Genomic DNA, 15,226 nt, shown 5'->3' with positions numbered 1-15,226 from the left:
CCGCCGGTGCTCCGTTACCACGCTCCGACCAGGCGTCGCGTGGCCCGCGCACGGCTCCGCGGCTTGTACGCGCTGCGCGAACACGAACGGCACCTGGGACTGGGCGGGAGAGCGCCATCTCGCCCGCGTCCGACGGATCCTGGCGGATCGTCGAGGCGGTCGCGAGCGCTGGAGCTGCCACGATGCAGGCTACCGGGTGCTCGGGACGGGGCTTATGCTCCAACCCGGTACGGGATTATGCTACGCCCACCTTCGGACAACAGTTCGAAGGTGCGTTCGAGTGATAGACAGGTCGCGGTTTCCGGCGCGCATGAACCACCGGCGCCCGGGGCACGTCCTCATCAACACAGCAGAATCCTCAGAGAAGAAAAGCCACGAGCGGGAACGTTTTCGGCCTGGTTGGATGTTGACCCTGGTACGACAGCTCGTCGAGCTAGAGAAGAGGCGACGTGACTACTGTTCTGACACCTGCGAGCCCGCTCACCGCGGCTGACCGCTGCGACCGCTGCGGCGCCCAGGCCTACCTGCGCGTCGTTCTGGCCAGTGGCGGAGAGCTGCTGTTCTGCGCCCACCACGGGCGGAAGTTCGAGCCGGAGCTCAAGAAGATCGCCGTGGAAATACAGGACGAGAGCGGTCGTCTCGCCACCACGGCGGCCTCGGCCGCCAACGATGAGCGCTGAGCGTTCGACGCTCCCCTTGACGTGCTGAGGTCGGCCCTTGCGGGCCGGCCACCGGGCGGCAGGCTGACAGGCCTGCCGCCCGGCGTCGTATCCGCCCCCGACCGGCAGCTCAGCGGTCAGAGTCGGCCACGCACCGCATCCGCCACCGCCGACAGCCGGGTGTAGACCCCCGGGTGCCCGGCCTCGGCGCAGCCGGTGCCCCAGCTGACCAGCCCGACCAGCCGACCGTTCACCACCAGCGGGCCGCCGCTGTCGCCCTGGCAGGCGTCCTTGCCGCCGCGCGCCTCACCGGCGCAGACCATGCCCCTGGCGTCGAAGTTGCCCTCCTGGCCGCCCGAGTAGTCGCGCGCGCACTCGTCATCGGACACCATCGGCACGTCGACGCTGTGCAGCGTGACGGCGTAGCTGCCACGCCCGCTGGTGTCGCCCCAGCCGTACACCGTGGCCTGGGTACCCGGAACGTACGGCGCCGTCTCGCCCTGGTCGACCATCGGCAGCACGGCCCGGTCCGACTGGGGGGTCTGCAGCGTGAGCACCGCCACGTCCTGCATGTTCTCCTCGAACGAGTACTGCGGGTGGATCCAGACGTTGGTGACCGGCACCTCCTGCCCCAGCCGCCCGGTCAGATCGGTCCGGCCCACCAGGACCTTCAGCCCCGGGCGCTCGACCTGCTTGCCGCTCTGGTCGTCGTAGAAGCAGTGCGCGGCAGTGACCACCTTGGTGGGTGACACCAGGGTTCCGCCGCAGAACTGGCCGGAGCGGGTGTTCCCGAACTGGGCCCGGCTGGCCACTGCCACCATCCACGGATGCTGGTCGGTGCTGTCCATCGAGCCGCCGATGATCCGCCGGTCGGCATGGGCGGGCGAGGCCCCCAGGGAGACCAGCGCGGTCGGCAGCACGGCGAGCAGGGTCAGCACGGCGACCCGCCGGCGGCCGGACTGCGGCCGGACAGTGCGACGGAGACCACCACGGGACGGAACGGACGAGACGGACATCACAGCACACTCCGAGCGGTTCGACAGCGGGCAACCGCCATAGCGTAGTCAGATTCTCACCCTGTGTGCTCGGCGATGCACCGCCGGCCACCCGGACGAGTGACTCGGAGCGTCCACCCGGCTGACACCCCGGATTGTCGGAAACGGCCGAGGGCCCGGAACGGCGAACCGTTCCGGGCCCTCGGCCCACCTGACGACGTGCGATCAGTCCAGGTAGTCGCGGAGCACCTGGGAGCGCGACGGGTGGCGCAGCTTCGACATGGTCTTCGACTCGATCTGGCGGATGCGCTCACGGGTGACCCCGTAGACCTTGCCGATCTCGTCCAGCGTCTTCGGCTGGCCGTCGGTGAGGCCGAAGCGCATCGAGACCACGCCGGCCTCGCGCTCGCTCAGCGTGTCGAGCACCGAGTGCAGCTGCTCCTGGAGCAGGGTGAAGGAGACCGCGTCGGCCGGGACGACGGCCTCGGAGTCCTCGATCAGGTCACCGAACTCGCTGTCGCCGTCCTCACCCAGCGGGGTGTGCAGCGAGATCGGCTCGCGGCCGTACTTCTGGACCTCGATGACCTTCTCCGGGGTCATGTCGAGCTCCTTGGCCAGCTCCTCCGGAGTGGGCTCGCGGCCCAGGTCCTGGAGCATCTGGCGCTGGACACGGGCCAGCTTGTTGATGACCTCGACCATGTGCACCGGGATGCGGATGGTGCGGGCCTGGTCGGCCATCGCGCGGGTGATCGCCTGGCGGATCCACCAGGTCGCGTAGGTCGAGAACTTGTAGCCCTTGGTGTAGTCGAACTTCTCGACCGCACGGATCAGACCGAGGTTGCCCTCCTGGATCAGGTCCAGGAAGAGCATGCCGCGGCCGGTGTAACGCTTCGCCAGCGAGACCACCAGGCGGAGGTTGGCCTCCAGCAGGTGGTTCTTGGCCCGGCGGCCGTCCTCGGCGATGATCTCCAGCTCGCGCTTGAGCTTGGGAGCCAGCTTGTCGGCCTGGCTCAGCTTGTCCTCGGCGAACAGGCCGGCCTCGATCCGCTTGGCGAGCTCGACCTCCTGCTCGGCGTTGAGCAGCGGCACCTTGCCGATCTGCTTGAGGTAGTCCTTGACCGGGTCCGCGGTGGCACCGGCGACGGCCACCTGCTGGGCAGGGGCGTCGTCCTCGTCGTCGTCGGAGAGGACGAAGCCCTCCGACTCCTCCTCCGGCTCGCCGCCCTCCGTCTCGGCCTTGCCGCCGGGCAGCGCCACGTCCTCGAGCAGCTCGTCGTCGCTCAGCAGCTCGTCGTCGCCCCCGGACTTCTCGGCCTTCGACGCGGTCTTCTTGGCGGCGCTCTTCTTCGCGGGGGCGGCGGCCTTCTTCGCCACGGCCTTCTTCACCGGGGCGGCGGCCTTCTTGGCCGGAGCGGTGACGGCGGGCGCGGCGACCGACTCGGTGGACACCGTGTCATCGAGCGAGGCGACCACCGTGACGGAGGTGACCGAGCTCACGGCGGCCGGGGCCACCGTCGCGGCCGGCGCGATCCGCACCGGGGGCTTGGTCGGGGCGCTCGGGGTGCGCGTCGTGACCGCCTTGGTGGCGGTGCGCTTGGTGGTGCTCTTGGCCGCGACGCTCTTGCGCTTGGCGGCGGACGGTTCAGCAGCGCTGACCATCAGGTCCACCCCCTCCTCGATCAGCACCTGATTGAGGCTGCGCATGACGTTCTTCCACTTGGTGACCGGGATCTGGTCCGCCTCGAATGCCTGACGCACGTCGTCACCGGCGATCTGCCCCTGGGCCTTGCCCCGCTCGATGAGCGCCAGCAGGGCCGCGGACTCTGCGATCTCGGGGGGGAGCGAACGGGATGTGCTGGCCGACACGAACAACCTCTCGGACGAAGAGTGGACTCGAACCCGTACCGGACCGCCCGAGAGGGCGTGGAAGGAGCACCTGCCGCGGGGACAGGCGGGGCTTTCCGACCGGCTCGGACTTGAGGACTGGGCTTGCAGGACGCTGGTTTGTAGGACGGCAGCAGCGCCGCAGACCAACACAGCATTCTGACATGGCGCGGGTATTCCGGAGCTGCTTCCGCTCCGTACACATCGCTGCCGCTCCCCAAGTGTTACGCATGCCGCTCGTGGCACAGGTCACACACTGCCCTGCGGAGCCCGGACGGGCCCGGCGGCGGGCCCCCCGGACGGTCCCGGACGCGGGTGCGCGGGTCGCCGGAGGGCTCTGCTCACGTCCAGCAGGTCCGTGGCCGACCCGCTCAGTGCTCGCGGGGCGCGGGGACCGCGTGCTCCACGTCCGGATGGACGGTCAGCAGGGTGCGCATCGCGGCCTCGGCCGCCGCGCCGTCACCGCCGCCGATGGCGTCCACCAGGCGGCCGTGCACCGCCACCGAGCTCTCCGAGAGTCGCTCACAAGCGGTCGCCGGACCGCCGCTGACCTGCAGCGCCGCGGCCACGATGCCGGACAGGTGTTCCAGCATCCGGTTGCCGGCCATCTGCAGGACCAGTGCGTGCAGCTCGGCGTCGGCCCGCGAGAAGGTGATCAGGTCGCCCTGGGCGGATGCCGCGCTCATGATCTCGGTCAGCTCGGCCAGCCGCTGCTGGATGTCCTCGCGCCCGTGACCGGCCGCCAGCCGGGCGGCCAGCGGCTCGATCGCCCAGCGCATCTCGAACAGCTCCCGGCGCTGCTCCTCGCGCTGCGGACCGAAGGCGCGCCACTCGATGATGTCCGGGTCCAGCAGGTTCCAGTCGCCCACCGGGCGGACCCGGGTGCCCACGTTCGGCCGGGCGCTGACCAGGCCCTTGGCCTCCAGGACGCGCAGCGACTCGCGGACCACGGTGCGGGAGACCTCGAACCGCTGCCCGATCTCCTCCGGGACCAGTGGGCGGTCGGCGCCCAGATCACCGGAGACGATCATCTGGCCGAGCTGCTGGACGAGCTGCCCGTGCAGCCCGCGGCCACGACTGCTGGTGGTCTTGCGGCCGACCCTGGCGAGGTCGCTCTCCGCGCCGTCCCAACGGGGGACGGGCGGGGTCGGCCGATCGGCGTAGGAGAAACGGTCGAGCTCGGCAGCACCGGGCGCGGGGGCCTCGGCAGTGCGGGCGGCGGTGATGGCGGGGTGCGCAAGGGTACTCACACGTCCTTTGTCGGCGATCGGCGCGCGCGGCTTGAGGATTCTCGTGAAAAGCACACGAAAGGGTGATCGCCCGAGGCTGAACCATTGACTTCTTAGCAAGCGGAAATGGCCGTAGCGATCTGGAAGTTGCCTGCTTCGTACTGGCTTCTGACGGACTGTGTCCACTGCAGTGGGCGTGGGAGAGGAGGGCGAGACCGGGATCCGAGGCGCTCACTCCCTGCTGGGGGGCGCTCGCCACGCGTTGGACGGTGCGACGTCGGGCCTGGGGTCAGGAGGTCGGGCTCGGAGGGCGGACCGGGGTCAGGGAGGCGGGCCGCCCGGGGCGGGGTGCCGGGGCCTGGGTCGGGCGGCGGGCCACCGGGGGCGGGGTGCCGGGGCCGGGGTCAGGGAGGCGGGCCACCCGGGGGCGGGGTGCCGAGCCTGGGTCGGGCGGCGGGCCTGAGTCAGAAGGAGCGGCGGCGGACCTGGAGCAGAAGGCAGAGGATGAGCAGCAGGCTGACCGGCAGCAGCAGGGATCCGAGCACGGGGACCGGCTGGGCGATCGGGTCCAGGACGTCCAGCGGCACCGACGCCGACTCGGTCCACGGCACCCTGGCCGTCCGGGTGAGATGGGCCATCTGGGCCACCAGGGGCAACCCCGCGTCGCCCAGCCGACGCAACAACGGCATGTCGGCCACCACCTCGACCAGCATGGGCAGTGCGCAGAACAGCAGGAAGCCGACCACGGCGCTGCGGGACACCGCGGCGGCCAGCAGCCCCAACCAGCCGGCCGCGACCACCACCGCGGTGAAGGCGAGCAGCACGCTCAACCGCCAGTGGTTCGCCTGCGGCTGTCCGATGTTTCCGACCTCTCCGACGGTGAGGACGTATGCCGTCGACGGTCGGACCAGCCGCACGATGACGGCGTCGACCAGCAGCGAAACGGCGGCCAGGACGGCGGCGACCGCGCCGACCATGCCCAGCTTGGCGAGCAGCAGGCGCATCCGGGTCAGGTAGCGGACCTGCGAGGCGGCGAGGCCGGGCTGGCGTACCTCGTGATCAGCGGCGAGGGCGCCGAGCAGGCCGGCGGTCAACCCGGCGAGCGGGACCGGGAGCAGCGGCAACGTGGTGGTGAGGGTCCGGACCAGCTGTGGCATCCGGAGCTCCGCCGGGCCTGCGCGGTGGGCGAGCAGTACCGTGACCGCTGCCTGGACCAGCACGGCGGTCGCCAGGATCAGCCAGGTGCTCCGGATCGCGAGCAGGCGGCGGCCTTCGTAGGCGAGGGCTCGCATGCGATCACCCGTTCCAGTGGTCGGGCCCGGTCAGGGGCTGCGGATCATGGCTGGTGGCCAGGGACTCGCCGCTGGGCAGCGGTTCGCCGACGGGCAGGCGCTCACCAACGGACAGCGGTTCGCCGACGGACAGGCGCTCACCAACGGACAGCGGTTCGCCGACGGACAGCGGTTCGAGGTCGGGGGTGGGCGGCAGCGGGGTCGGGGAGGGCACGGCAGCGGGCGCGGTGTCGTCGGGCAGCCCCTCGGCGACGAGGGGGCCGGCGCCCGGGAGGGCACCGGGGTTGATCAGGTGGCCGGGGGCGATGGCCGGCTCGACTCCGGGGGCAGCGAGACCGGCGACGGGTGCCTCGGTGCTCCAGGCGGGCAGGGCAGCGGGCGGCGCCTCGTCGAACGAGGCGAGCACGGCCAGGAGCGGTGCTTCCTGCGTCACGAGTGACGCCTCATAGGTCGTTGACGACGCCTCATGCGTCACGACCGGTGCGTCATGAGTCATGGGCCGCGCCTCGTGCGTCGGGTCGGTTGAGGGGGCGGCGGCACCCTCGGTCACGGAGGCGGGCTGCCGGGAAGCCACTGCCGGCCGTGCTGCGTCGTCGAGCACCCCGGTGGCGCTGTCCGGAGCGGGCGGTTGCGAGATGACGACAACCGGCGCGCCGGTCGAGGCGAACGACTCGACGGCCGCCGCCTCAGCGGGCCAGGCCCCTGGGGCGAAGTCCGGTGGACCGGCGATGGCTTGCGCGACAGCCGACGGCAGTGGGTCCAGGACTGGCGGTAGCTCGATCGTGGGCGACGCCTCCCGCGCTGGGCCGGGCGTCGGCGGGCGGAGCGCGGGCAGGGCCGGTCGGCCTCGCACGGCGATCGCAGCCATCCGGCGCAGCTTGACCATCGGGGCGGGCGCCAACCGGACCCGCATCGGGCGGGCCGGACGCGGAGCCGGCTGCTCGGCCACGCGGTCGGCGAGTTCGTGCAACATGATGCCGTTGCGATAGGCGAGCTCGCCGATCTCGGTGCGCGCCAAGCCACTGACGGCGAGGCCCGCGCCGCCCTCCTGACGAACGGCGGCGCCCTGCTCGGTCAGCAGGTCTGCGAGCCGGGCCATCTGCGGTCCACGGACCGCGACCTCCGGATGCAAGCGGGTCCGCCGGAACTCGGAGACCGGCTGGTCGGCGACCTGCTGTCCGTCGGCCAGGGTCACCACGCGATCGGCCAGGAGTGCGGCCTCCTGCGGGCTGCGGGTGGTGAACAGCACCGATCCGCCGCCTGCGGGAAACGACCGGATGAACGAGTGCAGCCACTCCAGCGCGTGTGCTGGCACCTCGGCGGTCGGGGCATCCAGCAGGAGCGTTCCGGGCTCGCCGAGCAGGGCGGCCGCAATCGCGAGGCGCCGGGCCATCTCGACGGAGAAGGTGCGCAACCGCTGGTCGGCCGCACCCGCCAGCCTGGTCTGCTCCAGCAGCTCATCGACCCGGCGCGCCGGCACACCGACCGCGGCGGCCAGCATCCGCAGGTGCCCGCGGGCCGTGCGGCCGGGACTGCCGAATCCCGGGTGAGCGGTCGGCAGCAGTACGCCTACCTCCCGCTCGGGGCACCGCAGCCGACGGTAGGTCCGGCCGTCGAAGAGCGTCACGCCGAGGCCGTGCTCCAGCTGAAGCATCAGGCGCAGGGTTGTGGTCTTGCCGACGCCCTCGGGGCCGAGCAGGGCGGTCACGGAACCGGGTCCGACGTCGAAACCGAGATCGAGGACGGCCGGGCGGCGGCCACGACGGTAGACCTTCGTGAGTCCTCTGGCCTGGATCATCACTGGCTGCTCCCACCATGCTCTGCTGCCCTGGCGGCTCAGCCGCTCCGAATTCAGCACCCTAGGCGGCGCACCAGGGCTTTTCGGGCATTGTGCAGGCGACGCAGGCCAGTTCGCAGCCCGTCTCACCCGATCAGGGGACGGCCGCGTCGGACCGGCGTGATGCCGCGTCAGGATTCGGGACGCAGCATCGGCGGATTGAGCACGGTAGCGCCACCGGCCGCGAACAGCTGGGCCGGACGGCCGCCCTGACGGGTCGTGGTACCACCGGACGGGACCAGGAAGCCCGGCGTCCCAGTGACCTTGCGGTGGAAGTTGCGCGGATCGAGTGCCACGCCCCAGACCGCTTCGTAGACCCGGCGCAGCTCGCCGACCGTGAACTCCTCCGGGCAGAAGGCGGTGGCGAGCGCCGAGTACTCGATCTTCGAGCGGGCCCGCTCGACCCCGTCGGCGAGGATCAGCGCATGGTCGAAGGCGAGCGGTTCACGGTCTGCTTCGGCCGGGCCGAGCAGTTCACGGACGGGCGCCCACCGCGCGCCCCGGGCGTCGCCGCCGGGCTTCGGGGTGGGCAGGTCCGGGGCCAGCGCCAGATGAGCCACGCTCACCACTCGCATGCGCGGGTCGCGCTGGGGGTGTCCGTAGGTGGCCAGCTGCTCAAGGTGTGCGCCGACCGCGATCTGGCCGCCCGAGGTGTGTGCGCGCAGGCCGGTCTCCTCCGCCAACTCGCGGGAGGCCGCCTCGCCCAGGCCCTCGTCGGGGCGCACGAAGCCCCCCGGCAGTGCCCAATACCCCTGGAAAGGAGGCTCACCCCGCCGCACCAGCAGTGCGCAGAGTTCGTGCTCGCGGACCGTCAGCACCACAAGATCGACCGTGACTGCGAACGGGGGAAAGGCCGACGGGTCATAGCGAGACATGAGGTCGATCATAGTCGTCTCTTTGACGATAAACACGAGGTCGGCCAAAAGCAGTACCACTACGTGATGGGCGAGCTGCACAGTGCACACGGCACCCGAGGGCCAATGGAGGCTGACGAGCGGCTTGACGCGGGGGCTGAGCCTGTCTGGGACGGGCTGACTTCCCGTCACCCCTTGCCGAGCTGCAACTGCGGAGACGCCTCCTCAACCACGGCCACGCCGATCCGACTGACCCGCACCGAGAACGGCTCTCCCGCCACGCGCAGACCCGCCAGCCCCAGCTCCCCCAGCGGGGCCGTACTCGCAGGCCGGACCAGAACCCGGCCGGCGGGCACGTCCGGGCGGACACCAGCCAGGGAGAAGATCGCGTGTGCGGCGCCGGCAGCGGCGCCGGCGGCCGGCCGGCAGGCTGCCGGATGCGGTGCCGGCGGGCAGTTGGGCAGTCGCTGCTCCCCCGCGTACATCTCCGGCAGTCGGCCGTCGAAGTGGGCTCCGGCCCCTAGCAGACCGTCCAGCAGGGTCCCGGCCTCGCGCTCGAATCCCGCCTCGGCCAGCCCGGAGATCGCGAGCGCCGTCTCCAGCACCCGCACGGCGCCGCTGCGATGACCGAGCGGGTTGAACCGGGGCGACTTCGCCCCCAACGTCCGCAGACCCCAGCCGCAGTCGAGGTCGGGCGTCACCAAGCGGTGGGCGAGCAGCCGGGTCTGCTCGCGGTCGAGAAGACCCGGCAGGGCATCGCCCGTCGCACCGAGCCCGAGGTCCAGCAGGTGCACCGAGGAACCGGTGACGGCGTTCACCAGGCGCCCGTCGGCCATCAGCGCCGCTGCGGGCCGACCGCCGGAGAGATCGTCCACCCAGAACTGCTCGTGGAAGCGCTCCCGCAGCCCCTGCGCCCACTCGCGCCAGTAGTCGGCACCGGGCCGCCCGAAGGCGTCCAGCAGCTCCGCGCCGTGCAGTGCGGCGCGGTGAGCCTGCGCCTGCACCTCGCAGCGAGCGGCGGGCGGTGCGGTGGCTCGGTCGTCGCCCAGGCGGCTCAAGTCCGCCACGAAGCCGTCCACCAGGCCGGCCTCGGCCGTGGTCCGCAGCGCCCCCAGCGCCCGCTCGACCACCGGCAGCAGCTCCGTCACCTCCGAGCCGGGCAGCCCCCACCGCCAGGCCTCCGCGAGCACCGTGACGAAGAGCAGAGTCGCTTCGGTGGCCGTGCAGGACGGCGGCAGCTCGGGCCCCGCATGTCGCAGAGGTCCGGGGATGATCCCCTCACCCCGGCTACCGGCCGGCTGCTGACGGCGCGCCAGGGCGCGCAGTGTCCCACCGGCCAGCCTGGTACCGAGGGGCAGGGTGAGCCTGGCGGCCCAGAGTGCGTCGGCCGCGGCCAGGCCGAACCGCCACGGCGCCCCTGAGGCCGCGTAGAGGTCACCCGGTCGGTCAGCGTCGGCCAGCAGGAGACTGCTCAGCGCGTCCAGCGAGCGACTCACCTGCAACTCGACCCGCGGGTCGTCGCAGCGGACCTCCAGGTCGGTCCAGGGCGCCGGGACTCCGGCGCCACGGCCGATCGGCGGGCGCACCTGGGCAGGTGCCTGCGGCTCCAACTCCACTCGCAGCTCGACCGACCACCGGGCTCCGGGCTGCACCTCCAAGTCCCAGCGCAGCACGCCGGCACCAGCGAGCACGGCATGCGGCGAGGGCCGGGCTATCACCGTGGCGCTGTGCCCCCGGCCGATCCACCGCAGACCCGCGGACTGTACCTGTGCCGAGATGTCGGGCAGGCGCGCACCTGCGCCGATTTCGGCGAGATTGCCGAGATCGGTGCCGAGCGCGATTTCCAGTGGGAGCCGCGCCGGGCGGCTACCGGCGTTGCGCACGGTGATGCTCTCGATGCCATCCGCGTGCCGCGAGCGCTCCACGGTCAGCGCCGGGTCAGGATCGAGCTCGCCGGGCAGTCGGATCGCACCGAGGAATCGGGCCTGGGACGCCGTGATGAGCTCCCCCAGCAGCGGCAGCGGCTCGAGGCCGCCGAGCCGGACCTCCATCCGGTTCAACTGGCGGATCCCGGAGCGGTAGAAGCCGTGCAGCCCGTCACCGCGCAGCTGCCCGTCGACTCCGGAGGTGATCATCGCCGGTGCACTGACGCACAGCACATCGGCGTGGGCCGAAGTGGGCAGCCGACGGGCCGGAGGTCCGGGGCGGCCGGTGCCGACCGGGGACGACTCGGACCGGGGCGACGCGACCGCGGGCGCACCGGCAACCGTCTCGGCCGGGTTCGCGGTCTGTGCTGGCCTGGGGGCCGTCACCGGGCACTCCTCCTGTCGGTGGGCAGCGCGGGCCCACGGGTCCCGCCTGTCCGGGCTGGTATCGGTCGTACGCGGAGCGGGCCGCGCACCTCCCAGCGGCGGGCCGGGAGCACAGTAGTCCGGCTCCGGCTCCCCGGGCACGGCTTTCCCGCAGAGGCGCGACCACCATGGGTCTCGAACCCGATGGCGCCCCTCAATGTGAACGCGGCGCACGGGCCGCAGGTCACGCCCAGCTGGTTGGCGGTTCGCCTGCCGGTAGGACTGGTCCCGGCCGGCTCCGCACCGAGCACCACCGCAGCCGCAGACCGACTTGGACGGACGGCGCCGCTGCTGCCCGGCGGGCGCCAGGATACGGTGCCGAGGTGGTACCGACCGCATCGGGAAGTGCCCAGGCCCGCGCCGGCCGCCACCCGCTGCCAGGTGCGGGCCGTCCGGCTCCGGCACAGGTGGACCAGCGCGCACCCCAGCCGCGCCTCGCACAGATGAAGGAGTCTCATGTCCGTCGTGATCCGACAGCCAGGCGTCGTCCTGACAGACCATCTCTTCCAGGTGCCGCTGGACCACGCAGAACCTCACGGAGAGCAGATCGAGGTCTACGCCCGTGAAGTCGTTGCGGCGGGCAAGGAACGGGCAGAGCTGCCCTGGCTGCTCTTCCTGCAGGGCGGGCCCGGGGGCCGGGCCGGTCGGCCTCTCGGGCGTGACAGCTGGCTGGACCGGGCCCTCGACGACTACCGCGTCCTGCTGTTGGACCAGCGCGGCACCGGACGCTCGACCCCGGCAACCCGGCAGACCTTGCCGCTGCGCGGCGGTGCGGCCGAGCAGGCCGAGTACCTGTCCTTCTTCCGCGCCGACTCCATCGTCCGGGATGCCGAGCTGATCCGGCGCCAGCTCCTTGGCGATCATGGTCAATGGACCTTGCTCGGCCAGAGCTACGGTGGCTTCTGCACGCTGACCTACCTGTCGCTGGCGCCGGAAGGCGTTCGTGAGGCGATGGTGACCGGTGGCCTCGCCGGTCTGCGCAGCAGCGCCGCCGATGTGTACCGAGCCGCCTACCCGCGAGTGGCCAGGAAGAACGCCACGCACTACGCCCGCTACCCCCAGGACATCGAGGCGGTGCGGCGGATCGTCGAGCACCTGGCCGACGCACCGGCGCGGCTGCCCGACGGAGGCGCCCTGACCGTGCCCGCCTTCCAGGCGCTCGGTCAACTGCTCGGCTCCGGCAATGGTTCCGACACGCTGCACTACCTCGTGGAGGACGCCTGGGTTCGCGGCAGCGCCGGACTGGAGCTCTCCGACACCTTCCTGGCCGGGGTGCAATCGCAGCTGTCGTTCGCCGGCGGCCCGCTGTACGCCGTACTCCACGAGTCAATCTACGGCCAGCGCTCGGTCGACGCCGGACCGACGGCCTGGGCAGCCCACCGGGTGCGCGCGGAGTTCCCCGAGTTCGACGCGATCCGGGCGCTGGCCGACGGCACCCCTGTGCGTTTCACCGGCGAAATGATCTACCCGTGGATGTTCGAGACTGATCCGGCGCTTCGCCCACTTAGCGAGGCGGCGCAGCTGCTGGCCGAGCGCACGGACTGGCCCGATCTCTACTCGCCCGAGGCGCTGGCTGCCAATCAAGTGCCGGTAGTGGCGGCCGTTTACCACGACGACATGTACGTGGACACCGCCGACTCGCTGGCGACTGCCGACGCGGTGCGTGGTCTGCGTGCGTGGGTGACCAACCAGTGGGAGCACGACGGCCTGCGGGTCAGCGGCGGGCAGGTGCTCGACCGGTTGATCCGCATGGTGCACGGCGAGGCCTAGCAGTCCGCTCGACGACAGCGGCTGCGGCACTCGGCCAATACGGCCGAGCTGCGGCGGTCGCTGCAAACTTCGGGCCCGGCCGCGCGCTGCGAGCCACCGTCGGCGTCGGACGACCGTGCGTCCGGGCCGGGGTGGGGTCGCCCACAGCGGCCGATGGGGCCGACGGACACGGTGGGCCCGAGCGGCACGGTGGAGCGCCCGGTGTTCGTGGGACCCACAGATCGCGCGGGCCGCCCGTACTGCCTGGGTCGTACGGGCGGCGTCGGCCACCCGGACCGCGGCCGAGGCAGGCGAACAGACAGGCGATGTCACGTCCGGCGGCGGCTGGGGCGGGCGACTGGGGCTCGCGACCATCCTGGCGCGAGCTCTGAGCCGCGTGCTGGGGTAGGCCTGGTGCGAGGCAGCCTCGAGGGCAGGGAAACCGGCCATGATGTCACCCACCCCACGGCGCAGGGCTGCGGTAGCGGCCCCGGCAGCAACAGACCGTGTGGCAACGGACCCTGTGGCAACGGGTTGGATGGCGGGTGCGCCGCCGAGGTCGGCCGTCGAGGGGGAGTTGGGCACCGAGGGGGCATCCGCGTGCGGTGACTCGGCGGAGATCGCTCTGGCCTGCTGCTCAGTCATGCCCGTTCACCCCCTTCGTTCCACCTTCGACTGCCACCGCAACACCCTGGCCTGCGGCGAGCCGTGCGACACCTGAGACGCCGGAGGTGGCCGGCTGCGCAGGACGGTCCAGCCTGGCGGGCTGCTGGGGACGGTCCGTCGCCCAACTGCGAGGAGTCCGCCGCCGACGGCGGCAGTTCAGCGCCCATCCGCTGCCTGGGCATCCTCGCCGGAGGCGTCATCGACTGCGTCGAACCGCCATGGCCGGTGCCCGCCTCACCCGGCTTAGCGCCAGCGGCCGGGCTCGACAACGAGGGACCTGACCCGGAGGAGTCCTGACTGCCGAACTGCCTCGAAGCATCGGACGACTGGTGACTTGCTTCAGGCATCGGGGTCGCACCCGAGGTCGCGGATCCCCTGCCGCCAGGGGCGCCTGCGTGCCCTGGCCGACCCCCGGCCTCCGAGACATCACTGTCGTCCCCCGGCGAGTCTCGTCGGCCGGGAGAGCCTTCAGCTCCATCGGATCGCCGACCTTCAGGAGACTCATCCGGCGGATCAACGTGACTGCCAGTGAGCGGATCTGAGGCGGCACCGCACGTCTTACCGGCGCTCGCCTCGGCGGCTCGGCGGGCACGCTCTCCGCGGACGATACCGAGCAGGCCCTCCGGAGCCAGGCCGGTGTTCAGCGATTCGTAGAGCAGGACCGCGAGCGTGTAGTCCGAGTCCAGCTCCAGCGCCATACCCAGGGCCACACGGGCCGTCGCGGTGTCCCGGGCCAGCCAGGAGGTCCACGCCAACAGGGTGAGCGGCACCTTGGCGTACTCGGAGTAGGGGGCGACGCAGCGTCGGGCCAGGTACCGCCAGAGTCGCTGGGCAGCGGCCAGTTCCTCCGGCTCCGCGTACTCAGCGGCGCGATCCCGGGTGACCTTGTCCAGCAGGCCGACGATCAGCCGGGCGCTGCGCTCCGGATCGAGCTGGGGACTGCCGGATCTGCATTCGGCCATGGCCTGCTCGAGCAGCTCCGCGGTGGCGGCGACCGTTCGCGCGGCCCCGAAGGGCTCCACCATCAGTCGCTCGCACGCCAGGGCCGTCTGGTGGGCCAGGGCAGCGCGCTGCGCCTCGGCCTCCGGCGGCCCGATCGGCGCCAGCCCGGCCGCGATGGCCCGGCGACTGCCGCGCGGGGCGAGGCCGGCATAGGTGGCGGCGGCAACCACGGCTCGGGGCTCCTGGCTGCTGTAGACCGGCGTACCACCGGACGGGCAGCAGGCCGGGTCGGCGCAGAGGAAGGACCACCAGCGGCCGCCGGAGATGCACAGCGACTCCTTGACCGGGATGTCGAGCTCGCGGAAGGCGCGCAGCAGGTGGTCGGCCAACGGACGCAGCGAGGACACGACCGCAGGGCTGTCGGGCTCGGGATCACGGCAGAGGTAGAGCAGCACCGCCTCCGGGCGGCGGTCGCGCTGTTCCGAGAGCTCGACCAGCAGCCGGGCGAAGTCGGTGGCGACCGCGGACCAGAGCTGCGGCTCCTCAGGGATGTCGAGTCGAATGGCACCTCCCTGCTGCAACTGCGGGCCGTGCAGGCCGACGGCGACCAGGCTGTCGTCCGGATAGAAACCGAGCAAGTAGGGGAGCATCGCGGCCATGTCGGCCGGGCCGCGCATCTGCAGCAGCTGGAATCCGGCGAGCCGGCTGGCGGGGGCGGTGGAGTCGTCGTGCGTCATGAGGGCAGAGTGCGACCGTTCCGACCCGAAG

At 72.0% G+C, this 15,226-nt stretch carries 10 protein-coding genes; 2 read left to right on the top strand and 8 right to left on the bottom strand.

Annotation, left to right across the window (positions count from 1 at the left end; all coding sequences use genetic code 11):
• Positions 1 to 449 precede the first annotated feature (449 nt).
• On the top strand, positions 450 to 680 hold the full coding sequence (locus LN042_RS19430) for a DUF7455 domain-containing protein (RefSeq protein WP_230052540.1): 231 nt from the start codon (positions 450 to 452) through the stop codon (positions 678 to 680).
• Positions 681 to 796: 116 nt separating this feature from the next.
• Here the strand turns inward: LN042_RS19430 and LN042_RS19425 are convergent, their stop codons facing one another.
• From LN042_RS19425 to LN042_RS19395, 7 genes are all read right to left on the bottom strand, one after another.
• On the bottom strand, positions 797 to 1,675 hold the full coding sequence (locus tag LN042_RS19425; protein ID WP_230052539.1) for a S1 family peptidase: 879 nt from the start codon (positions 1,673 to 1,675) through the stop codon (positions 797 to 799).
• 204 nt (positions 1,676 to 1,879) lie between these two features.
• A complete protein-coding gene (locus LN042_RS19420) occupies positions 1,880 to 3,520 on the bottom strand; it encodes an RNA polymerase sigma factor (protein WP_230052538.1) in 1,641 nt (546 codons plus the stop codon).
• 389 nt (positions 3,521 to 3,909) lie between these two features.
• Complete coding sequence (locus tag LN042_RS19415; RefSeq protein WP_308191830.1) at positions 3,910 to 4,842, bottom strand: FadR/GntR family transcriptional regulator; 933 nt, start codon at positions 4,840 to 4,842, stop codon at positions 3,910 to 3,912.
• Positions 4,843 to 5,231: 389 nt separating this feature from the next.
• Complete coding sequence (locus LN042_RS19410; RefSeq protein ID WP_230052536.1) at positions 5,232 to 6,059, bottom strand: hypothetical protein; 828 nt, start codon at positions 6,057 to 6,059, stop codon at positions 5,232 to 5,234.
• Positions 6,060 to 6,063: 4 nt separating this feature from the next.
• Positions 6,064 to 7,857 (bottom strand): DUF8746 domain-containing protein, encoded by a 1,794-nt coding sequence (locus LN042_RS19405; RefSeq protein ID WP_230052535.1) that lies wholly within the window; start codon positions 7,855 to 7,857, stop codon positions 6,064 to 6,066.
• 170 nt (positions 7,858 to 8,027) lie between these two features.
• Positions 8,028 to 8,771, bottom strand: coding sequence for an NUDIX hydrolase (locus LN042_RS19400; protein WP_230052534.1), 744 nt, complete (start codon positions 8,769 to 8,771; stop codon positions 8,028 to 8,030).
• A gap of 167 nt (positions 8,772 to 8,938) precedes the next feature.
• A complete protein-coding gene (locus LN042_RS19395; protein WP_230052533.1) occupies positions 8,939 to 10,885 on the bottom strand; it encodes a glycogen debranching N-terminal domain-containing protein in 1,947 nt (648 codons plus the stop codon).
• A 672-nt stretch (positions 10,886 to 11,557) separates the two neighbouring features.
• On the opposite strand from LN042_RS19395, the gene LN042_RS19390 reads away from it, so the two are divergent.
• Positions 11,558 to 12,871, top strand: coding sequence for an alpha/beta fold hydrolase (locus LN042_RS19390; RefSeq protein WP_230052532.1), 1,314 nt, complete (start codon positions 11,558 to 11,560; stop codon positions 12,869 to 12,871).
• Positions 12,872 to 13,491: 620 nt separating this feature from the next.
• Here the strand turns inward: LN042_RS19390 and LN042_RS19385 are convergent.
• Complete coding sequence (locus tag LN042_RS19385) at positions 13,492 to 15,195, bottom strand: DUF4192 domain-containing protein (protein ID WP_230052531.1); 1,704 nt, start codon at positions 15,193 to 15,195, stop codon at positions 13,492 to 13,494.
• Between the last annotated feature and the right edge of the window lie 31 nt (positions 15,196 to 15,226).

This window comes from Kitasatospora humi (genome assembly GCF_020907985.1).
Lineage (GTDB): Bacteria > Actinomycetota > Actinomycetes > Streptomycetales > Streptomycetaceae > Kitasatospora > Kitasatospora humi.
The sequence above is the reverse complement of the archived record's forward strand: the minus strand, read 5'-3'. Positions and strand labels throughout refer to the sequence as shown.

Bases quoted from the DNA above. Each gene is read 5' to 3' on its own strand.
- LN042_RS19395 (WP_230052533.1), bottom strand. From the start codon at position 10,885: ATGATCACCTCCGGAGTCGACGGGCAGCTGCGCGGTGACGGGCTGCAC.
- LN042_RS19425 (WP_230052539.1), bottom strand. From the start codon at position 1,675: ATGTCCGTCTCGTCCGTTCCGTCCCGTGGTGGTCTCCGTCGCACTGTC.
- LN042_RS19390 (WP_230052532.1), top strand. From the start codon at position 11,558: ATGTCCGTCGTGATCCGACAGCCAGGCGTCGTCCTGACAGACCATCTC.
- LN042_RS19385 (WP_230052531.1), bottom strand. From the start codon at position 15,195: ATGACGCACGACGACTCCACCGCCCCCGCCAGCCGGCTCGCCGGATTC.
- LN042_RS19405 (WP_230052535.1), bottom strand. From the start codon at position 7,857: ATGATCCAGGCCAGAGGACTCACGAAGGTCTACCGTCGTGGCCGCCGC.
- LN042_RS19400 (WP_230052534.1), bottom strand. From the start codon at position 8,771: ATGTCTCGCTATGACCCGTCGGCCTTTCCCCCGTTCGCAGTCACGGTC.
- LN042_RS19410 (WP_230052536.1), bottom strand. From the start codon at position 6,059: ATGCGAGCCCTCGCCTACGAAGGCCGCCGCCTGCTCGCGATCCGGAGC.